Genomic DNA, 24,232 nt, shown 5'->3' on the forward strand with positions numbered 1-24,232 from the left:
CCCGGCTCGGTTACAGCGTCGGCTCCTGCGGAGGGAGCGGCGAAGCGGGCGGCGACAATACCTGATACGTCTGCACCGGCGCTCTCACGTTCGCCAGATCGAAGTGTTTTTTCACCATGCTGTCGAGGGCAAAGCGCACTGTCCACTGTTTTAGCGGCTGGGTGGTGAACGACACGCGCAGGGTAAAGGCGGTGTTCGTCAGCCCGACGATGCCCGCGAACGACGGCTCGCCAATCACCAGCCCGCGAATATCCTCCATCTCCATCAGCTCGCTCACCGCATCGCGCAGCGCCTGCTTCGCCTTATCGGCATCCTCGTGACGATCGACGTCGTAATTCGCCACCACCGAACCAATGCCGCGCACAAAGTTGGCAAAGGTGGTGATCGATGACCACGGAATAATGTGGTACGCCCCGGTATCCTGACGCACGCCTACCGAACGAATGGACATCCGCTCCACCGTGCCGGTGAGCGGTCCGATGGTCACCAGATCACCGGTGTTCATCCCGTTCTCAAACTGGATGAAAACACCGGTGATAATATCTTTAACCAGCGTCTGTGAGCCGAAGGAGATCGCCAGCCCCAGGGCACCGGCACCTGCCAGCAGCGGGGCGATATTGACCCCGATTTCCGACAGCACAATCATGATAGTGATGGTACTGATGATCACCGCCAGCGCGTTGCGGCACAGGGTCAGCAGCGTGCGGGCGCGGGCGCTCGGCAGCGGCCTGCCGTGAACATCCGACACCAGCCGGTTCTCAATAAGGCTTGCCAGCAGCGTCCAGCCCACGGCGGAGAAGAACAGGATCAGCGCGATACGAATAAGAATATCGACGGTTTTTTCCCCCGCGCCGTTATGCAGCCAGTTCCAGAAGTCAAACAGGCCCCACGCGTTCAGCAGCAGCATGATGGCCACGCAGACGGTCAGAATGCGCGCCACCTTCAGCGACACTGACGTCCAGCCATTAACCCGTTTTTGCAGCTCCGGGTAATTCCGCTGAACCTGCGGCGACAGGGTGATGGTTTTCGACAGCCAGCGGGAAAGCAGGCCAGAAACAAATGCCGCTATGCCGATAATCGCCAGGCTTTTGAACGTCGCCCCCATCATAAATTTCAGGCTGTTGCCTGGATCGAACAGGGAGAAGAAGCACAGCACGATAAAATAGGCGCTGGCCAGCCAGTGCCATACCAGCGCAAAGGCCCGAATAAACAGGCTGAAAAAGGAGAGGGAGCGATCGGCCAGGTTCAGCAGGCTGTCGGTGATGGCCTTTTTATTGTGGAAGATGAGGTACAGCGCCCAGACGGTAATGCAGAGCATGATCAGCACGTTCGCCAGCGCCCCGAACTGTACGTTCACCTGGTTGGAGATAATCGGCACGGCGACCAGCAGGCCGTAGCCGATCAACCCGCTCAGCACGCTCAGCCGCACCGCCCAGTATTTAGCGCTCCGATCCTGAATGGCGAAGGGGCGAAGATCCGGCACGTTCGGGCAGAATATTAGCCGCAGCAGCGCCTTAAAGAACTCGATCAGGGCAAAGGCGTTCAGGAACAGCCCCTGCTGGAAGGCGATGGTTTTATTCCCGGTATTAAGACGGTCGGCCAGCAGCTGACCGACAAACAGCGTCAGCGCCAGCAGCAGCAAATCGATGATAAAGGCCCCGGTAATCATGGCCGGGAGATGCAGCCAGCTGCTTTTATGCTGATTCTTTTTACGCCCCCACTGGCCCATCTTCCGGTAGAGCGGCCAGACGCACAGGCGCAGCAGCCAGTAAAAGATAAATACCGCACCCGCCAGAATAGAAAACTGCGTGGCGGCTGCGGAGAAGGTGTGGGGGTTAAAAGGCTTATGCGAGGTGCCAATCAGGTTGCGATAGAGCTGGGCAAAACGCGACGACAGGGCTTCCCCGTAGCGGCGGCTGATGTCGGTGACGTTTTCCAGCACCGTCTTTTCTTCTTCGACTTCCGGCGGTGCTATGGTCGGAACCGGATCCTGAGGCGGCGTGGCGGCCACCTTCCTCAGCTGATCGATCAGCTCCTGCCGGGACGTGTCGTTCTCAAGCACGTCGGCAAGCGCGCTGTAGGCGGCTTTTTTCTTTTCAGCGTCCGGTTCTGGGGCCGCATTTTGCTGGGTGGCGGTGGCTCCGGTGGTGACGCCGGGAATGGTTACAGCGAGCGATGGCGCGCTAAACAGGCTAAACAGGAGTAACAGGATCCACGGCACGGCGTCCTCCGACAAAAATATCGTGCAAAATGATAAGTATAGAGGGCGAGACGCGGAGGGGAGTTTTTGGGAACAATCCGGCGTAAAAAAGCCGGGCATGCCCGGCTCAGTGTGTGGCTATCAGGAGACGTGTTGCAGGAATTCCTGGAGACGCTGGCTCGGTGGGTTCGCAATCAGCGCCTGCGGATTGCCGTCTTCCGCGATACGGCCCTTATCAATGAAGATCAGACGAGACGCCACTTTTTCGGCAAAGCCGATTTCGTGGGTCACGATCACCATCGTCATGCCTTCTTCCGCCAGATCCTGCATCACTTTCAGTACTTCGTGACGCAACTCCGGGTCGAGCGCGGACGTGGGCTCATCAAACAGCATCATCTTTGGCTTCACCGCCAGCGCACGGGCAATGGCCACGCGCTGCTGCTGGCCGCCGGACAGCTCTGACGGGTAGTGGTGGGCACGCTCTGCCAGACCCACTTTCGCCAGCAGATCTTTGGCCAGCGTTTCCGCCGCCGCTTTGCTGGCTCCGCGCACGCGCAGGGGGCCAAACATGACGTTTTCCAGCGCCGTCAGGTGCGGGAACAGGTAGAACTGCTGGAATACCATGCCCGCTTCCTGGCGGATCAGGCGCTCGTCCACTTTCGGATCGTTAACCTTCAGGCCATCGACGAACAGATCGCCGCTGGTGATCTCCTCGAGCTTGTTAATGCAGCGCAGCAGGGTGGATTTACCGGAACCGGACGGCCCGATGATCACCACCACTTCGCCCTGCCTGATGTTCAAATCGATATTGTGCAGCACCTGGGTTGGGCCGAAGTGCTTGGAAACGTTTTTAAATTCAATCACAGGATTTTCATCCTTCTTTCAAGACGACGCAGAACAAAGCTCAGGACAAGCGTGATAATCAGGTAGACAACGGCGACCGCACTCCAGATTTCCAGGGCGCGGAAGTTACCCGCGATGATCTCCTGGCCCTGACGGGTCAGCTCGGCCACGCCGATAACAATAAACAGCGAGGTGTCTTTAATGCTGATGATCCACTGGTTACCCAGCGGCGGCAGCATGCGGCGCAGCGCCAGCGGCAGTATCACGTGACGGATGGTTTCGCGACGGGAAAGGCCTAACGCCAGACCGGCTTCGCTGAAGCCTTTATGAATCGACAGCACCGCGCCGCGGGTGATTTCCGCAATGTAGGCGCCGGAGTTGATCATGATGGTGACAACGGCTGCGCTGAACGGGTCGATGCGCAGGTCGGTGAAGGCCATCGGCAGGGCGAAGTAGATAAACATGACCTGCACCACAATGGGGGTGCCGCGGATCACTTCGATGAAAACCAGTGCGATGTGGTTTGCAATCCAGCCGCCGTAGGTACGAGCGAAACCGGCCACCAGACCGATAATCAACCCGCCAACCAGACCGAGGACCGAAATCCACAGGGTCATTTTAGCGCCTTCAAGCAAGAGAGGAATGGCAGGCCAGATGGCGCTCCAGTCAAACTGCATGATGTATTCCTGTATACCGTGGTGAAAAACGAAAAACGTAGGCCCGGCGCGCGTGAGCGCCACCGGGCGTTACAAACCTGAGTTCAGGTGAAGTTATTTAGGCTCGGTACCGAACCATTTTTTGTAGATTTCGTTATAGGTGCCGTTCTCTTTCAGGGTTTTCAGCGCGCCGTTCACTTTATTACGCAGGTCGTCGCTGCCTTTCGGGAACGCAATACCGTACTGCTGTGCTTCCAGAGAATCGCCTACCGCTTTGAACTTGCCGTTACCTGCGGTTTTGATGAAGTACAGGATGTTAGGCGTGTCGTGCAGCACCGCGTCAGCGCGGTTGGTGCCCAGTTCCATATACGCGTTGTCGATGTTCGGGAACTGGCGCAGGTCTTTGGTTTTGATGTTGGCTTTCGCGTAATCCACGGAACCGGTGCCGCTCTTCACGGCGACCACTTTACCGTCGAGATCTTTCACGCTTTTGACGTCGTTGTTATCCGCTTTTACCATCACCAGCAGGCCGCTTTTGTAGTAGCCGTCAGAGAAGTCGATCGCTTTTTTACGTTCTTCGGTGATGGTGATGCCCGCCAGCGCCAGGTCAACGTTTTTAGTTTGCAGCGCCGGGATGATGCCGCTGAAGTCCATTGGCTTCAGGGTGTAATCCAGCTTGAGTTCTTTTGCGACAGCGGCCCACAGATCGACGTCAAAACCAACGTATTTGTCACCCTGTTTGAATTCAAACGGTACGAACGCCGTGTCAGTCGCCACAACAAGTTTGTCGGCGGCCTGCGAGGACACCGCAAACGCCAGGGTAAGTGCAGCCAGTGAAACTTTTAATACAGACTTCATAGCATTTCCTTTTATATCCACGGGGCGATCCCCTGCGAGAACCTCTGGCACAATGAAAAAATCATGCCAGTTTTACAAGCTGTTGTTTTGCAAAGGGGATGATGTCACGCATTGCACAAAAAGCGTGGCAATCCTGTCATGTTGCACCAGAATGGAGCACCGTTTTGGTGCGCTTCGTTAAGGTCTTCTGACAGGGGGATATTTAGCGCAGAATCTGACGAAAAAACAATCTTCCGTTAACGGTTGTGTGAGGTGATTATTACATTTTATTCACTTTTGCGGCCATTGCGGGCAAAAGTGCGCACCATAAATGTGCAAAACCCCCGCCGGGGGCGAGGGTTATTCAGACAATCCGCAGGGATTATTCGATGTTGGACTCGATAAACCACAGGAACTGATCCAGGTCGCGGGAGGCAGCGGTGAAGATATCCGCAGTGTCTTCATCTTTCGCTTCGCCAATCGCTTTACGCACGTCGTTCGCGACGATCGCGTAACGGTCCGCCAGCTCTTTCAGGTGATCCTGAACGGTATGGATATCCAGCGGATAGCTTTTCAGTGGCGTTTTGCTGTTGATCACCTGCGTGGTACCCAGTGCCACACCGCCCAGCTGTACGGCGCGTTCGGCCATGGTATCCAGGTGAGTCACCAGTGCTGTGCGGAAGCCATCCAGCATTTCATGAACGGCAATAAAGTTTGCACCGCGCATATTCCAGTGGGCCTGCTTGGTGATCAGCGAAAGATCGATGAACTGGACCACCTGGCGATTCAGCAACTCAATGGTCGCTTTTTTATCGCTATCCGATACATCGTTACGGGTATAAAGCAGATTAGACGCTTTCGTTTTCACCAGTTTAGCGGTACTCATAATCTCATATCCTCTTGATGTTTGTGTCCCAAGTAATTACGGGATTAAGTATAGCACCGGATTTTTTCCCTGCGGTTTGGCTCTGCCTATTGGTTTAATAGCGAAAGGTTGGTTGAAGTTTTAACTTACTGACTTTTATATATTTTATATAAATTGATGCAGATCAATCTTAATTCCTTCCCAGACAAGGCGGGCAGCTGAAATATTTTGGCAATATAGAAGAGTTTGTAAGAAATTATTTGAAGCGTCGACGAGACCTCTATTCTGCATGGCCGGTAAGCCATGCAGAATTTAAGGGCTAGTTGAGGTCAATTTTTTCAACTTTTGGTTCCGGGCGCATGGTCAGGGTGGAGCCCATTGACGCCGCGATAATAGAACAGAGCGCCAGCGTCTGCACCAGCGTCAGGGTTTCGCCGAGGAAAATCATGCCGGAGATTGCGGCCAGCGCGGGCTCCATGCTCATGAGCGTACCAAAAATACGCGTAGGCAGCCGCGTCAGGGCGATCATCTCCAGAGAGTAGGGAAGCGCCGTGGAGAGAATGGCGACCGCCAGCCCAACCGGCAGGATGGACCATTGCCAGATCGAATCCGTGGCCTGCGCCATGCCGATCGGGACAAAGATGATGGCGGCAATCAGCGAGCCCAGGGCGACCGTCGCAGGGCCGTGCTCTTCCCCCGCACGCTGGCCAGTGAGAATATACACCGCCCAGCAAGCCCCCGCGCCCAGCGCAAGAGCAGCCCCCGTCAGATCGATCTGTGAAACGCTTTGACCGAGCGGCAGCAGGAACCAGAGCCCCAGCACTGCCAGTATGACCCAGATAAAGTCCACCGGACGACGAGAAGAGAAGAGGGCAACCGCCAGCGGGCCTGTAAATTCAAGCGCAACCGCGATCCCCAGCGGGATAGTCTGAATAGAGAGGTAGAACATGTAGTTCATCCCTCCCAGCGCCAGCCCATAGAAGAGCAGGGGAAGGCGCTGCTCCTTTTTAAAACGTAGCCGCCAGGGCTTAAAGATAACCACGAGGATCAGGGTGCCTAACGCGATACGCAGCGCCGTAACGCCCGGCGCACCAACCAGCGGAAAGAGCGATTTTGCCAGCGACGCGCCGCTTTGAATGGACATCATCGCGATAAGTATGACTACCACCGGCATCCAGACCGACGATTTACGGGGTAAACCAGGCATCCTTTCTCCTGTCAATTTTTGTCAAAAGAGGTAAAAGTCGCAGTCTAATCGAAATAAGCTGCAACGGTTGAGCTACTGTTGAAAAAAATCCAGGGAAAATCCGTAAAATGAGGAAAGGTTGATGCTTTTATCGCCTGAAAGATTAGGAATAATCTGGATGAACTTTCTGGCGATGACGCGCACTATTAGCGTTTGAAGGTGAAAATCTGGAGTTATTTGAACAAGATAGCTGGTGCTGGAAATGTTCTGTTACAGGAAAGGTCGCATTAGACATCGTGAATGACAAAGAGTTTCACAGATTTTTTTGATATATTTAAAACTTACGGACTTACTTGAAGCACATTTGAGGTGGTTATGAAAAAAATTGCATGTCTTTCAGCACTGGCAGCTGTTCTGGCTGTTTCCGCAGGTACCGCTGTAGCGGCAACTTCTACTGTAACTGGTGGTTACGCTCAGAGCGATATGCAGGGCGTGATGAACAAAACCAACGGTTTCAACCTGAAGTACCGTTACGAGCAAGACAACAACCCGCTGGGTGTGATCGGTTCTTTCACTTACACCGAGAAAGATCGTACTGAAAATGGCTCTTACAATAAAGGTCAGTACTACGGCATCACCGCGGGTCCTGCTTACCGCCTGAATGACTGGGCAAGCATCTACGGTGTTGTAGGTGTTGGCTACGGTAAATTCCAGCAGACCGAAAACCAGGGTCTGAACCGTACTGCTAGCAACAGCGACTACGGTTTCTCCTATGGCGCAGGTATGCAGTTCAACCCAATCGAAAACGTTGCTCTGGACTTCTCCTATGAGCAGAGCCGTATCCGCAACGTTGACGTTGGCACCTGGATTGCGGGCGTAGGTTACCGCTTCTAATCACTTCGGTGAGCCAGTAAAAAATCCGCCCTATGAGGCGGATTTTTTTTATGGAAGATAAAGCAAAACGGCAACCAGAGGTTGCCGTTTTTAGTGTTTGTGCCTCTTCCGGTGGGAGAGGCCAGTGTGAAGGCATCAGTCCGCACGAGACGGCAGAGATCACTTACTCTTAATATCGAAAATATCCGTTCCCAGATGGTTATAGTCGACTTTCTGTAACTTAAAGTTGGTAATGTACACTGGCGGGCCCTTCTTCCCGGAGATAAACGGGTAATCATTTTTTATCTCTTTCGCCTTAATCCCCGTCCACTGGGAGAAGAATTTCAGGAAATCGTTCGCGGAACGACGCGCTTTGATGATGCGATGCGTTTTGTCATCACTCGACAGCACCATAAACGGTACCTGGAAGTTCTGCTGGAATTTGTCATCGTGGGCCAGATACTGTACCTCTTTTCCGCGCTCCTTAAACGCCAGACCGTGGTCAGAGAAATAGACCATTGAGAAGCTGTCGCCGCTGTTGCGCAGCTGTGCGTACAGCTTGCTGAGCAGATCGTCGGTTTGCGTCATGGTGTATAGGTAGCAGGAGGTCTCTTTCGACTGCACGAAATCTGCGTATTTTCCCTTCGTGCGGTCGCAGGCCTGCGGATGGGAACCCATCAGGTGCAGAACAATCAGCTGCGGCTGGGTGCGCTGGGTGGCAAAAACCTGCGCGGTCATTTTCAACAGCGCTTCATCTTGCGTGTTTTTATCCGCTTCAAAGTCACCGCTTTTCAGGAACTGTACCTCGTCGGCACGCTTCGCGATGCTGGCAATGGCGGTATCATATTCGCCAATCTGCCCCTGGTTGGAGAACCACCACGTCTGAAAACCGGCCCGGTTAGCCAGGGTGACAAAATTATCCTGAAACTGCGGCTTACCATCCACGACGCGGTTGAGCGTCAGACCGAGAGATTTTTGCGTTGAGCCGCTGGCCGCCACGTAGTCGGTAAACAGCGTACCGTTGACGGCGCTGGCAAAAGGCGTGTTATCCCAGTGACCGCCAAACGCGCCCAGCGCATCGCGACGCGCGCTTTCACCGATCACCACCACGTAGGTGTGATACTTCGGTTTTACCGCCAGCACGTTCCAGGTGTCTTTCATTGTGGAAAGCTCGGCCGTACGCGCCTGCTCGTCGAGCACTTCCTCGTTATTCACCACCACGTCTTTAACGAAGCGAAACACCGGATAACCGGTATCTTTCAGCTTAAACACGCCGCCCCAGGCCAGGTTTTGTACCGGCGCGACAAAAAACGTCACCACGCTAAAGGCCAGGCACAGGCTTTCAATTTTACCCCACCGCTTTTTCTCGACGGGCTTACGACGAACCGCCATCACGCCCAGGGCAAAAATGAAAAGGCCAACCACGTAGTTGTACCACGGGAAGATCGTAAGGATCTCCGTGGACTCTTCCATATTGGTGGAATGTAGCGCCAGCAGGGTATTAAAGTTCGGCGCGCCATAGGCCTGGCCAAACGGGAAATAGGCGGCAGCAACCAGAGAACAGATCCCGATAAGCACTTTTTGCACGCGCGGTGCGCTTTGCCACAGCAGGTGAAGGATGCAGGTGAATCCGACGGCATAGAGCAGGCTGAACGGGTAGCCCAGGGCAAAGTTAATCAGCAGCGATTGCAAAAAATAGAATCCCGTCCACGGGCTTAAGGCCCGGCTGCGGGTAACAAGTGTATCAATCAGGGTTACGTTCATAGATCGCTATCACGAAAACGCCATGTGCTCACCCTGGCGCCAAGGGTCAAAGCCTGCCTGACTGTGCGTGAAAAGGGAATGAGGGGTCCGCTTCAGCGAGCCGCAAAGGATGCAGGGCTGCAAGAAGATAGTGCGAGCGTGAAGTAAGGTCAACAGTTGCTAAACAGATGTTTTGCGAAGGGGGCTGCAAATCCGCAAAAATAATCGGGAAAAGGACAGTGTGCCGGGGAAAAATGACGGGAAAATGAAGCGGCGTACCGCGACGCCGCTTAGTGGGAAGATTTGTCGTCCTGCTGCGGTTTGGTGGTAAACATATCGCACAGCATATTCACCAGCATCAGGCGCACTTTAAAAGGAGAGTGGGTAAACACGTTCATACACCTCTTGAATTCATTCATAAGACCTCCTGATTCATGATCCCTTCGATCCGTGAAGGGTGACTGCATTACATACAGATATAGCACAGGCTATATTCTATAGCTATGGCTAATTCGTTAATTTTTTGTGCTTGTAGAGCTATGGTTTACAATGTGCGCTCCGTTACAGGGCGCTGGAAGCGTCAACCCCATTGAGGAAGCACAATGAACCGTCGCGCAGGTAAGCCAACAACAAAAAAAACGACGCAACTGGTGAACGTTGAAGAGCATGTGGAAGGCTTCCGTCAGGTGCGTGAGGCGCACCGCCGGGAACTGATTGATGATTATGTTGAGCTGATCTCCGACCTGATCCGTGAGGTGGGCGAAGCGCGCCAGGTCGATATGGCCGCCCGGCTGGGGGTGTCTCAGCCAACGGTGGCCAAAATGTTAAAACGTCTGGCGTCGGTAGGGCTGATCGAAATGATCCCCTGGCGTGGGGTGTTTCTCACCGCTGAAGGCGAAAAGCTGGCGCAGGAGAGCCGCGAGCGCCATCAGATCGTCGAGAACTTTTTACTGGTGCTGGGCGTCAGCCCGGACATTGCCCGTCGGGACGCCGAAGGGATGGAGCACCACGTCAGCGAAGAGACGCTGGTGAAGTTCCGCGAATTTACCCTCAAATACGGTCCCTCCGCTGAATGAACATTCCCGGTTTGCAGGCCCTGAAACGCGATCGCTTTTTCCATCTTTTACTCATCATTGGCGTTGGGCTCAGCGTCTTTGTACCCTTCAGGCCACAGGCCTGGCCCGCGGCAATAGACTGGCGCACCATTATTACCCTGAGCGGTTTGATGATGCTCACCAAAGGCGTTGAGCTGAGCGGCTATTTTGACGTGCTGGGGCGCAAAATGGTGCGCCGCTTTGCCACCGAGCGCAAGCTGGCCCTGTTCATGGTCTTTTCGGCGGCGCTGCTGTCGACGTTTCTCACTAACGACGTGGCGCTGTTCATTGTGGTGCCGCTGACGCTTACGCTGCGTAAGCTGTGCGAAATACCGGTTTCCCGCCTGATTATTTTTGAAGCGCTGGCCGTCAATGCGGGTTCGCTGCTTACGCCGATCGGTAACCCGCAGAACATTCTGCTGTGGGGACGCTCGGGCCTGTCGTTTACCGCGTTTACCGGGCAGATGGCGCCGCTGGCGCTGGCGATCGTGGCGACGCTGCTGGGGGTCTGCTGGTTTGCCTTCCCCAATAAAACGTTGCAGTACCACAGCGGTACAGCTGGCCCTCAGTGGCAGCCGCGTCTCGTCTGGAGCTGCCTGGGGCTGTATATCGTTTTCCTCACCGCGCTGGAGCTAAACCAGGCGCTGGCGGGCGCGCTGCTGGTGGCGTGCGGTTTCCTGTTCCTCGCCCGGCGGGTGCTGGTGAGCGTCGACTGGACGCTGCTGCTGGTGTTTATGGCGATGTTTATTGACGTGCACCTGCTGATCCAGCTCCCGGCATTGCAGAACGTTCTCCAGAGCGTCAGCGGTCTGTCGCAGCCGGGATTATGGCTGACGGCAATTGGTCTTTCGCAGGTAATCAGTAACGTGCCGTCCACCATTTTACTGCTTAACTATGTCCCCCCTACGGTGCTGCTGGCGTGGGCGGTCAACGTCGGTGGCTTTGGGCTGCTGCCCGGCTCGCTGGCAAACCTTATCGCCCTGCGCATGGCCAACGATCGCCGCATCTGGTGGCGCTTCCATCTATGGTCAATCCCGATGCTGCTCTGGTCAGCGGCTGTCGGTTTCGGACTATTCCTTCTCATATAGTGCGCAATTTGTCAGTTTTTCCTGGCAAATGTATAGCAACGTCCTAGCTTTAGTGAACGGCATAGTGTGATGCCGCTCACTGACAGGACCGTTGCTGAACTATGGCAGAAGATCAAACTACACCTGCTGACGAGCAGGATAAAAACAATAACGAGCGCAAGCGTCCGGGAAAAAAACCGTTAATTATCCTCGGCATTGTGGTCATCGTGATGGTGATTGTGGCGCTGGTCTGGTGGTTTTTAACCCGTAACGAAGAGACCACCGACGACGCCTTTACCGACGGCGACGTGGTGACGATCGCTCCTAAAACGGCGGGCTACGTAACTGAACTTCGCGTGCGGGATAACCAGCGCGTGAAGAAAGGGGACGTGCTGGTGGTGATCGATCCTCGCGATACCACCGCCCAGCGCGATCAGGCCCAGGCCCAGCTTGGGCTGGCGCTGGCGCAGCTGCATCAGGCCCAGGCGCAGCTGGCGCTTTCAAAAGTGCAGTATCCCGCCCAGCGCGATGAAGCCAAAGCACAGGTACTGAAAGCGCAGGCGGATATGGCCAACGCGCAGGCGGAGTACCGCCGTCAGCGCGGCGTTGACCCGCGCGCGACCACGCAACAAAGTATCGATTCCGCCAACGCTCAGCTGCGCAGCGCACAGGCGGGTCTGGCCAGCGCGCAGGCGCAGCTGGAAGTGGCGGAGCAGGTTCAGCTGCAAATCCGCCAGCAGGAAACGAATGTTGAAGCCCGCGAACGGCAGGTCGATCAGGCCAGGGCGCAGCTGGAAACCGCCAACCTGAACCTCTCCTATACCGAAGTCCGCGCCCCGTTCGACGGTTTTGTCACTAAGCGCAACGTCCAGCCCGGTACGCTGGTGCAGGCGGGCACGGCGCTGTTCTCGCTGGTCTCCCCGAACGTGTGGGTGGTGGCGAACTTCAAGGAGTCGCAGCTTGAACGCATGAAGCCGGGCGATAAAGTGACGGTATCCGTCGATGCCTGGCCGGATATGGCGCTGGAAGGCCATATTGACAGCATCCAGCAGGGCAGTGGCTCGCGCTTCTCCGCCTTCCCGTCGGAAAACGCCACCGGTAACTTTGTGAAGATCGTGCAGCGCGTGCCGGTGAAAATCGTCATTGATAAAGGGCTGGATCCGAACAAGCCGCTGCCGCTTGGGCTGTCGGTTGAACCGAAGGTCACCGTGGAATGACGGACAGCAGCCACGAAAACTGGAAGCCCGCCAGTAACCCGTGGGCGGTGGCGATTGTGGTCACCCTGGCGGTGTTTATGGAGATTCTGGACACCACCATCGTCAACGTGGCGCTGCCGCACGTGGCGGGGTCGCTCTCGGCAAGCTACGACGAATCCACCTGGGTGCTGACCAGCTACCTGGTGGCGAACGGCATCGTGCTGCCGATCTCGGCTTTCCTGAGCCGGCTGTTTGGCCGCAAGCAGTTCTTCCTGATCTGCATTGTGATGTTCACCATCTGCTCGTTCCTGTGCGGCATCGCCACCGAGCTTTGGCAAATCATCCTGTTCCGCGTGATGCAGGGCTTCTTTGGCGGCGGGTTGCAGCCCACGCAGCAGTCGGTGCTGCTCGACTACTTCAAGCCGGAGGACAGGGGCAAAGCCTTTGGCCTCTCCTCCATTGCGATTATCGTCGCGCCGGTGCTCGGCCCGACGCTGGGGGGCTGGATCACCGATAACTACTCCTGGCGCTGGGTGTTCTTCATCAATATTCCGGTTGGGATCGTGACGGTGCTGGCCATCTACCAGCTGCTGGAAGATCCGCCGTGGGAGAAAAAGTCGGAAGAGAAGCTCACCGTCGACTGGACGGGGATCGGCCTGATCGCCCTCGGCCTTGGCTGTTTGCAGGTGATGCTCGACCGGGGCGAAGACGATGACTGGTTCTATTCGAACTTTATCCGCACCTTCGCGGTACTGACCCTGATCGGCATTATTGGCGCGATCTACTGGCTGATGTATGCCAAAAAGCCGGTGGTGGATCTGCACTGCATGAAGGATCGCAACTTTGCGATCTCCAGCCTGCTGATGGCGGGAATGGCGATGATCCTGTACGGCAGCTCGGTGGTGATCCCGCAGCTGGCGCAGCAGGATTTGGGTTATACCGCCACCTGGTCCGGTCTGGTGCTGTCGCCCGGGGCGGTGCTGATTGTGCTGACTATTCCGCTGGTGCTGAAGCTGATGCCGGTGGTGCAGACGCGCTGGATCATCGCCTTTGGCTTTAGCTGCCTGGCGGTGTCGTTCTTCTGGTCCCGCACTCTGACCCCGGATATCGATTTCGAGACGCTGGTTCTGTTCCGCAGCGCCCAGTCGATTGGGCTGGGGTTCCTGTTTGTGCCGCTCACCACCATCGCCTTTATTTCGATCCCAAGGCGGCTCAACGCCGACGCGGCGGCGCTGTTTACCATGTTCCGCAACGTGGCCGGCTCGATTGGCATTTCGCTGTCGACGGCGGCAATCACCGAGCGCTCGCAGGCGCACAGCGCGCACCTGGCCTACCACGCTTCGCCGTTTAACGAGCAGTTCCAGCTGGCAATACGCGAAAGCGCGCAGGCGATCCAGAACTTCACCACTCAGGTGGGTGACCCGACCGGGATTGCCACCGGGCGGATGTACCAGACGATGATCGAGCAGTCGCGCTTCCTGGCCTACATCGACGTCTTCACCATTCTGAGCGCGGTGGCCTTCTTACTGATTCCGTTTTGTTTGTTGCTCTCGCCGGTTAAGAGCGAGGGGAGTGCAGGAGCACACTGATGATACACAGACGTTTACACCCCCTGATGATAATGATGCTGCTGGTGGGCTGCGCCGTCGGGCCGGACTACCAGCCGCCCGCGCCGCCCGCCGCCACACACTGGAACGATAAGGGCGACAGCGCGGTGAAATCGCAAACGTCTTCCGCCGCCACTAACCCGCGCTGGTGGAAAACCTTCGGCTCGCCACAGCTCGACAGCCTGGTTGAGCGCGCCATCGCCGGGAATCTGACGTTACAGCAAACGGTATTGCGCATTGCCGGTGCGCGCGAACAGATTAACCAGGCGGGCGGGGCGTTTTTCCCGTCGGTGAATGGCAATGTGCAGGCAACGCGCCAGCAGCTTGGGCTGGAAGGAGAGCTAAAATCCCACGGCGTGTACGACCAGCTGGATAATGTCGATCCGCAACTGCGAAGCGCGCTAGGCCCGCTGACGCAGCCGATCAATCTTTACCAGGGCAGCTTTGACGCCCAGTGGGAAATCGACCTCTGGGGCAAGGTTCGCCGTCAGGTGGAAGCCGCCGAAGCGCAGCAGAAGGCCGCCATCGAACAGCGTAACGATGCGCTGGTGTCGCTGGAGGCCGAAGTGGCGCGGGCGTGGCTACAGCTGCGCGGGGCGCAGAGCATCATCGCCACGCTCAATACGCAAATTGAGAGCGCGCAGCAGACGCTGGATCTGACCGAAAGCCGCCAGCGCGGCGGGCTGTCGCCGCAGATGGACGTGGAAAACGCCCGGGCGCAGCTGGGTAATCTTGAAGCCCAGCTGCCGCAGTATCAGGCCCAGGAACGCCAGGCGATGAACGGGCTGGCGATCCTGCTCGGTAAACCGCCGGGAGCGCTGGACGCCGAGCTGCAATCAGCGCAGCCGATGCCCGCGCTGCCGGATATCGTACAGACCGGCATTCCGTCGACGCTGGCCCGCCGCCGTCCCGACGTGCGTGAAGCAGAGGCGAACCTCCACGCCGCCACGGCGCAGATTGGCGTCTCGGTGGCTGAACTGTTCCCGAGCTTCACCCTCTCCGGACAGTTTGGCCTGCGCAACAGCGAATCCGGCTGGCTGACCGACTGGAGCAGCCACTTCTACAGCTTCGGCCCGCAGGTTTCCATTCCGATTTTCCAGGGCGGTCGGCTGGTCTCCAGCGTCAAGGTGGCGCGCGCGCAGCAGGGCGCTGCGGTGCTGGACTATCGCCAGACGGTGCTGACGGCGCTCGGCGATGTCGAAAACGCGCTGGTGAGCTATCGCACCGATCAGCAGCGTGAGGCGGGTCTCGCGAAAACCATCGACGCATTGCAAAACGCCTTTGATCTCGCCAGCGACAGCTACCGGCAGGGGATCGCCAGCTTTATCGACGTGCTGGACGCCCAGCGTCAGCTGGCCCAGGCCGAACAGCAGCGCGCGCAGGCGCAGGTGCAAAGCGCGCTTGACCTGGTAGCGCTTTATAAAGCCCTCGGCGGCGGCTGGGAGCCGTATCAGCAGGTTCGACTGCCGGATTATGCTGTCTTTGGCGACGCTCCGCGCGGATAAACTGCTAAAGGTGGCAACTCTGGCCGGATCCGCGCAGCGAATCCGGCCTTTTTACTGGCGCGTGAAATCATGTTTTGACCGGACAAGGTTAAGCATTTTTCAGCCAACAAAAAGTTAATGACTGGCACAATAATTCCGCTCTTACTTACTTAAGGGAACTAAGAATGAGCTGGAACAAAGACGTTGCTGTTTCGTATCTCCGGTCACACGCGCTCGGACACTCTCACAGCGAATGCGCGAAGTTTACCCGTCTGGCCATTCTGGCTGGAGGCGTTAAGGTACCTAACACAGATTATGCAAAAGATTATGGGGCGGAATTATTACGTGCTGGATTCCGTGAACTGCCGCCCGGTTCGACTTTAATTGCTGGCGATGTGGCTGTAATACAGCCGTATCCCGGAGGAAACGGTATAGGTCACATGACTATGTATGACGGCATGCAGTGGATTTCTGACTTTGTTCAAAAAAGTATGTATCCGGGGCCTGGGTACCGCAAGAACCATCCACCCTTCAAAATTTACAGGAAGCATTAATGAAAAAGATATTTTTATCTGTCGTTATGCTGCTGGTGGGATGTCGTTCAGTTGCTAATCAAAATGCGCAAGACGCTACAGAATCATTTTATCAATCCTATCTTTGCGCATTCGGCAGCGATGAAGCCAGGCCTTATCCTGCCGACGAACTGCGTAAATATGTTTCTGCTGATACTTTTGCTCGCATTAATGCCATTCAGGAAATCCCGGAACAAGAATTAATAGAATCTGATTATTTTACATATACCCAGGATTACTCTCGCGAATGGGTACCTGCGTTACGGGTGGAAAACGCAAGGCCATTTTTAAACGGTGAAGTAGTCCAGGTCATTGAGGGGGCGAGTGGCGGGAGGAGCATACACCTTGAAGTATTTCTCCGTCGTGAAGATGATGCATGGAAAATCTACCGCGTTCGGGACATAACGAACACTCACGAACATCCTATATTTAATGCCGGAGCATTTGCCCAGGCAAAAGTTGCGGCCGAAAGCGGGCTTTAATATTAACCATTAAACTTTCAACAAGCCTCGATGCCTGCCGGGGCTTTTTACTGGGCGCAAAACTGTACAACGTTAAGCATTTTTCAGCCAACAAAAAGTTAATGACTGGCACAATAATTCCGCTCTTACTTACTTAAGGGAACTAAGAATGAGCTGGAACAAAGACGTTGCTGTTTCACACCTCCGATCACATGCTCTTGGTCGTTCACATAACGAATGTGCGACTTTTACCCGAGAGGCTATAGCCGCTGGAGGCATACGGCTGGAGAGAACGCTAAACGCAAAAGATTACGGGCAATCTTTACTGCGTGCGGGATTTCGTGAAGTCCCGCCCGGTTCAACATTATTGATCGGTGATGTCGCTGTTATTCAACCCTATCCGGGAGGAAACTCCAGCGGGCATATGACAATGTATGATGGGACGCAGTGGATCTCAGATTTCCGACAGCGCAGCATGTACCCCGGGCCGGGTTATCGCAGGGCCCAGCCAGCCTTCAAAGTTTACAGGATGAATTGATGCGAGCCGCAATAGTGTTATGCATTTGCTTGCTCTCTGCTTGCTCGGTTAAGCCGGATCAGAGCGCGCCGACGCGGGTGCACTCTTTTTACTCCACTTATCTGATGTCACTAACAAGTAGCGACAATGAATATTCGCCGTCTGATCTGCGCGAATATGTCTCTGCTGACACGATTAAGAGACTGGACGATATAGAGTCGATACCCGAACAAGACCTGCTTGGATCTGATTACTTCGCTTATGCGCAGGACTATGATCCCTCATGGGTGTCGGCGTTAAATGTCGGGTCAGCCAAATCGTTTATGGGCGGAGAGGTTATGCCGGTCTGGATTGGAAGAGAAAACGGCGGAAAAGTAGAGTTGCGGGTATTCGTTCGGCGAGAATCTGGCACATGGAAGATATACAGGGTTCAGGACGTAACCGATCGCTATGAGCACCCCATATTCAATGCCGGAGCAATTGCCCAGGTAAAAGTTGCGGCAGAAAGCGGGCTTTAAACATTAAACAGGAAATCAGCCTCGGCAACGGCCGGGGCTTTTTATTCCCATCAACCTCACAAAAAACGATCCTCCCCTTTGATCGAAATTTCATCTTCGCCTATATGACTAGTCATGAATTTTTAAATGACTAGTCATATAGGGAGAGAGCATGAACAATTCACTGCCAGCCAACTTTTTATGGGGCAACTCGGTGTCCAGTATGCAGACGGAAGGGGCCTGGAACGAGGGCGGGAAGGGGATGTCGGTCTACGACATTCGTGAGGCCGGGGAAAACGTTTCCGACTGGAAGGTGGCGACCGACTCCTACCACCGCTACCGGGAAGATTTCGACCTGATGCAGGATCTGGGCATGAACTGCTACCGTTTCCAGATCTCCTGGAGCCGCGTCTGCCCGCTGGGTGACGGCGAGTTCAACGACGAAGGCATCGCATTTTACGACCGCTTTATTGACGATCTCATCGCCCGCGGCATTGAGCCGATGGTCTGCCTCTACCACTTCGACATGCCGCTGGCGCTGGCGCAGGAGTACAACGGTTTCAACGATCGCCGCGTGGTGGAAGCCTTTATCCGTTACGGCAAAAAGATGATCGACTGCTACGGGGACCGGGTGAAGTACTGGCTGACCTTCAACGAGCAGAACATTTTCCATATGCCGGAAGCGTTCCGCATATCCGGCTATATGAAGGGCGAGAAGACTCTGCGCGAGCTGTATGAGCTTCAGCACCATGCGATGGTGGCGCACATGTCGCTGACCGAATACCTGCACCAGACGAAACCGGGCCAGCTAATGGGCGGCATGCTGGCACACCAGCTGATTTATCCGGCCACCTGCAAGCCGCGCGATATCTTCTGCGCCCAGCAGTACGACGAATTCCTCAACCAGAACCTGCTGCGCGTCTTCGCAGGCCAGGGCTACAGCCCGGCGGTGATGGCGGTAGTTGAGCAGGAGGGCTTTGGTGGTATCTATCGCGCCGACGATCTCGCCCTGTTCGCGCGTACGAAGAACGACTTTATGGCCTTCAGCTACTACGCCAGCAAAACGCTGGACAGCGATGCGATCCCGGAAGGCACGCCGGTGAACAATTACCTGCTGCACGGCGAGAAAAATAACCCGTACCTGAAGGCCACCGAGTGGAACTGGCAGATCGATCCGCTGGGCTTTCGCACCATCATCACCCGCTATGCCAACGACTGGCGGATGCCGGTCTTCCCGATTGAAAACGGCATTGGCGTGATTGAGTCCTGGGACGGGGTCAACCCGATTGAGGATACCTACCGCATCGACTACCACCGGGCGCATATCGAGGCCATGAAAGACGCGATGTTCGAGGATGGCGCAGAGGTCATGGGCTACCTCGGCTGGGGACTGATTGACATTCTCAGCTCACAGGGCGACATGCGCAAGCGCTACGGCGTGGTCTACGTCAACCGTGAGAATCACGACCTGAAAGACCTGAAGCGCGTGCCGAAGAAGAGCTACGCGTGGTTAAAACAGGTTATCCATACCAACGGACGCGAGATGTAAGCCGTACGCTGCCGGGCCGTTTTTGTGACTGATTGATGGGACCTATCCGCTATGTCTGAAACAAAAATAACACCGCACATGCAGTCTTTTGTCGATAAATTTGTTGAGTTCTCGGCACGCCTGGCAAACCAGGTGCACCTGCGCTCCCTGCGCGATGCCTTCGCCACGGTGATGCCGATTTTCATCCTCGCCGGTCTGGCGGTGCTGGTGAACAACGTGGTGTTCCCGTGGATTTTTGAGGGTGACACGCTCACACAGTTTAAGGTGTGGGGCGAGGCGATCGTCAACGGCACGCTGAACATCGCCGCGCTGCTGCTGGCCCCGATGATCGCCTGGTCGCTGGCGCGCAATAAAGATTTCGACAATCCGGTCTCGGCAGTGGTTATCGCCGTCAGCAGCTTTATCATCATGATGCCGATGCGCTTACAGATTACGCCCGTCGGCAGCGAGGCCACGGTGAACGTCACCCAGGTGCTGACGTTTGCCAATATCGGCTCCACCGGGATTTTCGCCGGGGTGCTGATTGGCCTGCTCTCCACCGAACTGTTCATCGCCATTTCGCGGCTGAAGGCGCTGCACATTTCGCTGGGGGAAAACGTGCCTCCGGCGGTGAGCAAATCCTTTACCGCGCTGATCCCGACCATTCTCACGCTGTCGCTGTTTGCGGTGCTGGCGGCACTGCTGGCTAACGTGCTGCACACGGATCTGATCCACCTCATTACGACCTTTATCCAGCAGCCGCTGCGGCTGATCAACACCAGCCTGCCGGGGACGATTTTCATCTACAGCTTCGGTAACTTCCTGTTCACGCTCGGTATTCATCAGTCGGTGGTCAACAGCGTGGTGCTGGAGCCGTTCCTGCTGATCAACACCAACGAGAACATGCTGGCCTTCGCCAACGGACAACCGATCCCGCACATTATCAACAACATCTTTGTGCCGACGTTTGGCATGGTGGGCGGCACGGGCAGCACGATCTCGCTGCTGATCGCCATCTTTATCTTCTCGCGGCAACAATCGGCGAAGCAGGTGGCGCGGCTGTCGCTGGCGCCGGGCCTGTTCAACATCAACGAGCCGGTGATTTTCGGCCTGCCGATTGTCTTTAACCTGCCGCTGATGATCCCGTTTGTGCTGCTGCCCGCCATCGGCATTTATTTTGCGTGGCTCTGTACCACGCTGGGGCTCATGTCGCGCTGCGTGGTGATGATCCCGTGGACCACCCCGCCGATCCTCAGCGCCTGGCTGGCGACGGCGGGGGACTGGCGCGCCGTGGTGGTGCAGTTGGCAATCATTGTATTTGGTGTATTCTTCTACCTGCCTTTCCTCAAGGTGGCCGAGAGAGTGGCGCTGAAGAACAGCGGGACAGAAAACTAATCAGAAGGAAGGACGATGGCGGCGAAGTACATCACCATAGCGCGGGAAATCAAAAAACGCATCATCAGCCAGCAGTACGCCGCCAATGAACCGCTGCCGGACCAGTTTGCGCTGGCGGCGGAGTTCAGCACCAGCCGGATGACCATTCAGCAGGCGATGCGCCAGCTGATCGTCGAAGGGCTGGTCTATACGCGTCAGGGGCAGGGCACCTTCATTCGCAAAAACTTTCTCCAGCTATCGCAGTGGGATCTCTCCGGCAGCGACTACTTCGGGGCGACCAAAACCTGGGAGCATTTAGGCACGGTGACGAGCAAGGTGGTGCATTTTGAGCTGCGCTTCCCGAACGAGAAAGAGCAGGCGTCGCTGATGATAAACCCGGATGCGCCGATCTATGACTTCATCCGCCTGCGCTTGCTGAACGGTGAGCCCATGTCGCTGGACGCCACGGTGATGCCGCTCAATCTGGTGCCCGGCCTGAACAAAGCCCATCTTGAAAGTTCGGTGTTCCAGTACGTTCAGGAGACGCTGGGGCTGAAGATCATGGGGTCGTATCGGGTGGTGCGGGCGCTGAAGCCCAGTGCGCTGGATATGCAGCATCTGATCTGCGAGCAAACCGATCCGGTGCTGGAGGTGGAGCAGGTGATCTATCTGGAGGACGGCACGCCGCTGGAGTACGCCCACTGCCATTATCGCTACGATCATGGCGGCATTGTTATCGTAAATAACGGATAAAAAAAAGCGGGCACCGTGGCCCGCTTTTTTGACGTTTCGCAATCAGTTCAGACGTACCGGCATACCGGAACGGTTCTGAATCGCCTGGTCAACGACGGTCGTTTCAACATCCGCCTGTGAGGTCACGGCCTGCACCGCGCTGGTCAGCTTAATCGGCACGATTTCGTTGTTGTTGATCTGATCTTCGCTGGTGGACAGCGGGTTGTGCACTTCAATGTAACGGCTACCGTCCGGCTCGGAGGTCGCTTTCACCGGTTCGTTGATGAACTGCACGCGCGTGCCGACCGGCACGTTTTCAAACAGGAACTTAATGTCGTCGTTACGCAGACGCACGCAGCCGTGGCTCACGCGCAGGCCGATACCGAAGTTGGCGTTGGTGCCGTGGATGGCATACAGACGGCCAATGTACAGCGCGTACAGACCCATCGGGTTATCCGGGCCGGCAGGTACAACGGCGGGCAGCGGCTCGCCCGCAGCGATGTATTCCGCGTGCATTTTGGCGGTCGGCGTCCAGGTTGGGCCCGCTTTCTTACGCTCAACTTTGGTGGTCCAGTTCAACGGGGTATCTTTGCCCAGCTGGCCGATGCCGATAGGCAGCACGATCACCGTGTTGGTGCCTTTCGGGTAGTAATACAGACGCATTTCGGCGCTGTTGATCACGATACCTTCGTGAACGGTATCCGGCAGGATCAGCTGCTGCGGAATGTTAAGCACCGTGCCCGCTTTTGGCAGGTATGGGTCAACGCCCGGGTTAGCTTCCAGCATGTTAGACAGGCCGAGCTGGTACTGCGCCGCGAAGTATTCCAGCGGCTGGGTGTTACCTTCCGGAACCGTCACCACCTGGTTTTCACCCACCAGACGGCTTCCGTCTGTCGGCAGGGGATACGTCACCGCAGACGCGGTCTTACAAAAACCTACTACGGCTAACGCCGCCGCAAAAAGCGTTGTTAATTTCATGTTCATGTTATGCGAGGTATCTAAGCCATTCTGGCGATGAGTTGATAAGACTGAATCTGTAATGGGAGCGCATTATATGTGCATTCCCGTTAACTGGGAATTCAGATGTGTACGAAATCACATTTTTTTCGATTTTGTTAAAGTTTAGTGGATTACCGCAACACGGGATCTCAATTCGGAATTGTGGCATAATGCCGTGTTTATCACACTTTTCGCAGGAATCTCTCCGTGTTAGTTACCAGCAACGTCACTATGCAGTTTGGCAGTAAGCCGCTGTTCGAAAATATTTCCGTCAAATTTGGCGGCGGCAACCGTTACGGCCTGATTGGTGCCAACGGTAGCGGAAAATCCACCTTTATGAAGATCCTCGGCGGCGATTTAGAGCCGACGCTGGGCAACGTGTCGCTCGATCCGAACGAGCGTATCGGTAAGCTGCGTCAGGATCAGTTCGCCTTCGAAGAGTTCACCGTGCTCGACACTGTGATCATGGGGCACGCGGAGCTGTGGGAAGTGAAGCAGGAGCGCGATCGTATCTACGGTCTCGCCGAAATGAGCGAAGAAGACGGTTACAAAGTGGCCGACCTGGAAACGCAGTACGGCGAAATGGACGGCTACTCTGCGGAAGCGCGTGCGGGCGAACTGCTGCTGGGCGTCGGTATTCCGGTAGAACAGCATTACGGCCCGATGAGCGAAGTCGCCCCAGGCTGGAAGCTGCGCGTGCTGCTGGCACAGGCGCTGTTCTCTAACCCGGACATCCTGCTGCTCGACGAACCGACGAACAACCTGGACATCGACACCATCCGCTGGCTGGAGCAGACGCTGAACGATCGCGACAGCACCATGATCATCATCTCGCACGACCGTCACTTCCTGAACATGGTTTGTACGCACATGGCGGATCTGGACTACGGCGAGCTGCGCGTTTACCCGGGCAACTACGATGAGTACATGACGGCGGCAACGCAGGCGCGTGAACGTCTGCTTGCCGACAACGCCAAGAAGAAAGCGCAGATTGCGGACCTGCAATCCTTCGTGAGCCGCTTCAGCGCTAACGCCTCTAAATCCCGTCAGGCAACATCGCGTGCCCGCCAGATTGACAAAATCAAGCTGGAAGAGGTGAAAGCCTCCAGCCGTCAGAACCCGTTCATTCGCTTCGAGCAGGACAAGAAACTGTTCCGTAACGCGCTGGAAGTTGAGGCGCTGACCAAAGGCTTTGATGAAGGCCCGCTGTTTAAAAACTTCAACCTGCTGCTGGAAGTGGGCGAAAAGATTGCCATTCTGGGCGCCAACGGCGTGGGTAAATCCACCCTGCTGAAAACCCTGGTAGGCGAACTGCAACCGGACAACGGTACCGTGAAATGGTCTGAAAACGCGCAGATTGGTTACTACGCGCAGGACCATGAATATGAGTTCGAAAACGACCTGACCGTCTTCGACTGGATGAGCCAGTGGAAGCAGGAAGGGGACGACGAGCAGGCGGTACGCAGCATTCTGGGGCGTCTGCTGTTCAGCCAGGACGACATCAAAAAGCCCGCCAAAGTGCTCTCCGGTGGTGAAAAGGGCCGTATGCTGTTCGGCAAGCTGATGATGGAAAAACCGAATATCCTGGTGATGGACGAACCAACCAACCACCTGGATATGGAATCTATCGAATCGCTGAACATGGCGCTGGAGATGTATCAGGGCACCCTGATTTTCGTCTCTCACGACCGTGAGTTCGTCAGCTCCCTGGCGACCCGCGTGATCGAAATTACGCCAGAGCGCGTGGTGGACTTCACCGGTAACTACGAAGATTACCTGCGCAGCAAAGGTATCGAGAGCTAAAAAAAAGCCCGGTGGCGCTACTGTATGACCGGATACATAGGTGACAGATCAGACCGGGAACATAGGTAACACTTTTAGTCTATCCGGAGCACACTCTG

Annotated in this window: 23 protein-coding genes; 14 read left to right on the top strand and 9 right to left on the bottom strand. The window is 55.8% G+C overall.

Annotation, left to right across the window (positions count from 1 at the left end):
* Positions 1–10 precede the first annotated feature (10 nt).
* The 6 genes from ybiO to rhtA all read right to left on the bottom strand — a co-directional run bounded on the left by ybiO (position 11) and on the right by rhtA (position 6,608).
* Entirely contained in the window at positions 11–2,221 is a 2,211-nt protein-coding gene (gene ybiO / locus INF58_RS10225) for a mechanosensitive channel protein (RefSeq protein WP_193527638.1), read from the bottom strand.
* A gap of 120 nt (positions 2,222–2,341) precedes the next feature.
* On the bottom strand, positions 2,342–3,064 hold the full coding sequence (gene glnQ / locus INF58_RS10230; protein WP_193527625.1) for a glutamine ABC transporter ATP-binding protein GlnQ: 723 nt from the start codon (positions 3,062–3,064) through the stop codon (positions 2,342–2,344).
* Positions 3,061–3,720 carry a glutamine ABC transporter permease GlnP gene (glnP, locus tag INF58_RS10235; protein ID WP_003858462.1) on the bottom strand — a complete coding sequence of 220 codons (660 nt, stop codon included), beginning with the start codon at positions 3,718–3,720 and terminating at the stop codon, positions 3,061–3,063. The genes glnQ and glnP overlap by 4 nt, the downstream gene beginning before the upstream one ends.
* Positions 3,721–3,813: 93 nt before the next feature.
* Positions 3,814–4,557 (bottom strand): glutamine ABC transporter substrate-binding protein GlnH, encoded by a 744-nt coding sequence (gene glnH / locus INF58_RS10240; RefSeq protein ID WP_003858455.1) that lies wholly within the window; start codon positions 4,555–4,557, stop codon positions 3,814–3,816.
* 361 nt (positions 4,558–4,918) lie between these two features.
* A complete protein-coding gene (gene dps, locus INF58_RS10245) occupies positions 4,919–5,422 on the bottom strand; it encodes a DNA starvation/stationary phase protection protein Dps (RefSeq protein ID WP_000100801.1) in 504 nt (167 codons plus the stop codon).
* Positions 5,423–5,720: 298 nt separating this feature from the next.
* On the bottom strand, positions 5,721–6,608 hold the full coding sequence (rhtA, locus tag INF58_RS10250) for a threonine/homoserine exporter RhtA (protein ID WP_063449278.1): 888 nt from the start codon (positions 6,606–6,608) through the stop codon (positions 5,721–5,723).
* A 354-nt stretch (positions 6,609–6,962) separates the two neighbouring features.
* Here rhtA and ompX point away from each other — a divergent pair, with 354 nt between their 5' ends.
* Positions 6,963–7,481, top strand: a complete 519-nt coding sequence (gene ompX, locus INF58_RS10255; RefSeq protein ID WP_003858450.1) for an outer membrane protein OmpX — start codon at positions 6,963–6,965, stop codon at positions 7,479–7,481.
* Between the two features lie 159 nt (positions 7,482–7,640).
* Here ompX and INF58_RS10260 read toward each other — a convergent pair whose 3' ends face one another.
* Positions 7,641–9,224 carry a phosphoethanolamine transferase gene (locus INF58_RS10260; protein ID WP_193527626.1) on the bottom strand — a complete coding sequence of 528 codons (1,584 nt, stop codon included), beginning with the start codon at positions 9,222–9,224 and terminating at the stop codon, positions 7,641–7,643.
* Between the two features lie 269 nt (positions 9,225–9,493).
* Positions 9,494–9,622: a manganase accumulation protein MntS gene (gene mntS, locus INF58_RS10265; RefSeq protein WP_063449276.1), complete on the bottom strand. Its 129-nt coding sequence runs from the start codon at positions 9,620–9,622 to the stop codon at positions 9,494–9,496.
* 183 nt (positions 9,623–9,805) lie between these two features.
* On the opposite strand from mntS, the gene mntR reads away from it, so the two are divergent.
* The 12 genes from mntR (at position 9,806) to INF58_RS10320 (ending at position 21,353) form a co-directional block, all read left to right on the top strand.
* A complete protein-coding gene (gene mntR, locus INF58_RS10270) occupies positions 9,806–10,279 on the top strand; it encodes a manganese-binding transcriptional regulator MntR (RefSeq protein ID WP_063449275.1) in 474 nt (157 codons plus the stop codon).
* Entirely contained in the window at positions 10,276–11,385 is a 1,110-nt protein-coding gene (locus INF58_RS10275) for an anion transporter (RefSeq protein ID WP_193527627.1), read from the top strand. The genes mntR and INF58_RS10275 overlap by 4 nt, the downstream gene beginning before the upstream one ends.
* Positions 11,386–11,486: 101 nt before the next feature.
* On the top strand, positions 11,487–12,581 hold the full coding sequence (locus INF58_RS10280; protein ID WP_193527628.1) for an HlyD family secretion protein: 1,095 nt from the start codon (positions 11,487–11,489) through the stop codon (positions 12,579–12,581).
* Positions 12,578–14,149, top strand: a complete 1,572-nt coding sequence (locus INF58_RS10285; RefSeq protein WP_193033908.1) for a DHA2 family efflux MFS transporter permease subunit — start codon at positions 12,578–12,580, stop codon at positions 14,147–14,149. Before INF58_RS10280 ends, INF58_RS10285 begins: the two co-directional genes overlap by 4 nt.
* On the top strand, positions 14,149–15,672 hold the full coding sequence (locus INF58_RS10290) for an efflux transporter outer membrane subunit (protein WP_112792560.1): 1,524 nt from the start codon (positions 14,149–14,151) through the stop codon (positions 15,670–15,672). The genes INF58_RS10285 and INF58_RS10290 overlap by 1 nt, the downstream gene beginning before the upstream one ends.
* A 164-nt stretch (positions 15,673–15,836) precedes the next feature.
* Positions 15,837–16,205: a hypothetical protein gene (locus INF58_RS10295; RefSeq protein WP_193527629.1), complete on the top strand. Its 369-nt coding sequence runs from the start codon at positions 15,837–15,839 to the stop codon at positions 16,203–16,205.
* Positions 16,205–16,705 (top strand): YbjP/YqhG family protein, encoded by a 501-nt coding sequence (locus INF58_RS10300; RefSeq protein WP_193527630.1) that lies wholly within the window; start codon positions 16,205–16,207, stop codon positions 16,703–16,705. Before INF58_RS10295 ends, INF58_RS10300 begins: the two co-directional genes overlap by 1 nt.
* Before the next feature lie 148 nt (positions 16,706–16,853).
* Positions 16,854–17,222, top strand: a complete 369-nt coding sequence (locus tag INF58_RS20955) for a hypothetical protein (protein WP_227415058.1) — start codon at positions 16,854–16,856, stop codon at positions 17,220–17,222.
* Entirely contained in the window at positions 17,222–17,719 is a 498-nt protein-coding gene (locus INF58_RS10305) for a YbjP/YqhG family protein (RefSeq protein ID WP_193527631.1), read from the top strand. The genes INF58_RS20955 and INF58_RS10305 overlap by 1 nt, the downstream gene beginning before the upstream one ends.
* Before the next feature lie 151 nt (positions 17,720–17,870).
* Positions 17,871–19,247 carry a glycoside hydrolase family 1 protein gene (locus INF58_RS10310; protein WP_193527632.1) on the top strand — a complete coding sequence of 459 codons (1,377 nt, stop codon included), beginning with the start codon at positions 17,871–17,873 and terminating at the stop codon, positions 19,245–19,247.
* Positions 19,248–19,298: 51 nt separating this feature from the next.
* Positions 19,299–20,621 (top strand): PTS sugar transporter subunit IIC, encoded by a 1,323-nt coding sequence (locus INF58_RS10315; RefSeq protein ID WP_107534985.1) that lies wholly within the window; start codon positions 19,299–19,301, stop codon positions 20,619–20,621.
* 15 nt (positions 20,622–20,636) lie between these two features.
* Positions 20,637–21,353 carry a GntR family transcriptional regulator gene (locus INF58_RS10320; RefSeq protein WP_063866189.1) on the top strand — a complete coding sequence of 239 codons (717 nt, stop codon included), beginning with the start codon at positions 20,637–20,639 and terminating at the stop codon, positions 21,351–21,353.
* 42 nt (positions 21,354–21,395) lie between these two features.
* Here the strand turns inward: INF58_RS10320 and ldtB are convergent, their stop codons facing one another.
* Positions 21,396–22,316 carry a L,D-transpeptidase gene (gene ldtB, locus INF58_RS10325; RefSeq protein ID WP_063449266.1) on the bottom strand — a complete coding sequence of 307 codons (921 nt, stop codon included), beginning with the start codon at positions 22,314–22,316 and terminating at the stop codon, positions 21,396–21,398.
* 222 nt (positions 22,317–22,538) lie between these two features.
* Between ldtB and INF58_RS10330 the strand changes: the two genes are divergently transcribed.
* The gene (locus tag INF58_RS10330) at positions 22,539–24,134 is read left to right on the top strand and encodes an ABC-F family ATPase (protein WP_063866190.1); all 1,596 of its coding nucleotides are present in this window, start codon (positions 22,539–22,541) and stop codon (positions 24,132–24,134) included.
* Positions 24,135–24,232 lie beyond the last annotated feature (98 nt).

Origin of the sequence: Enterobacter cloacae complex sp. P24RS (genome assembly GCF_014982165.1) — a bacterium.
GTDB classification, from domain to species: domain Bacteria; phylum Pseudomonadota; class Gammaproteobacteria; order Enterobacterales; family Enterobacteriaceae; genus Enterobacter; species Enterobacter quasihormaechei.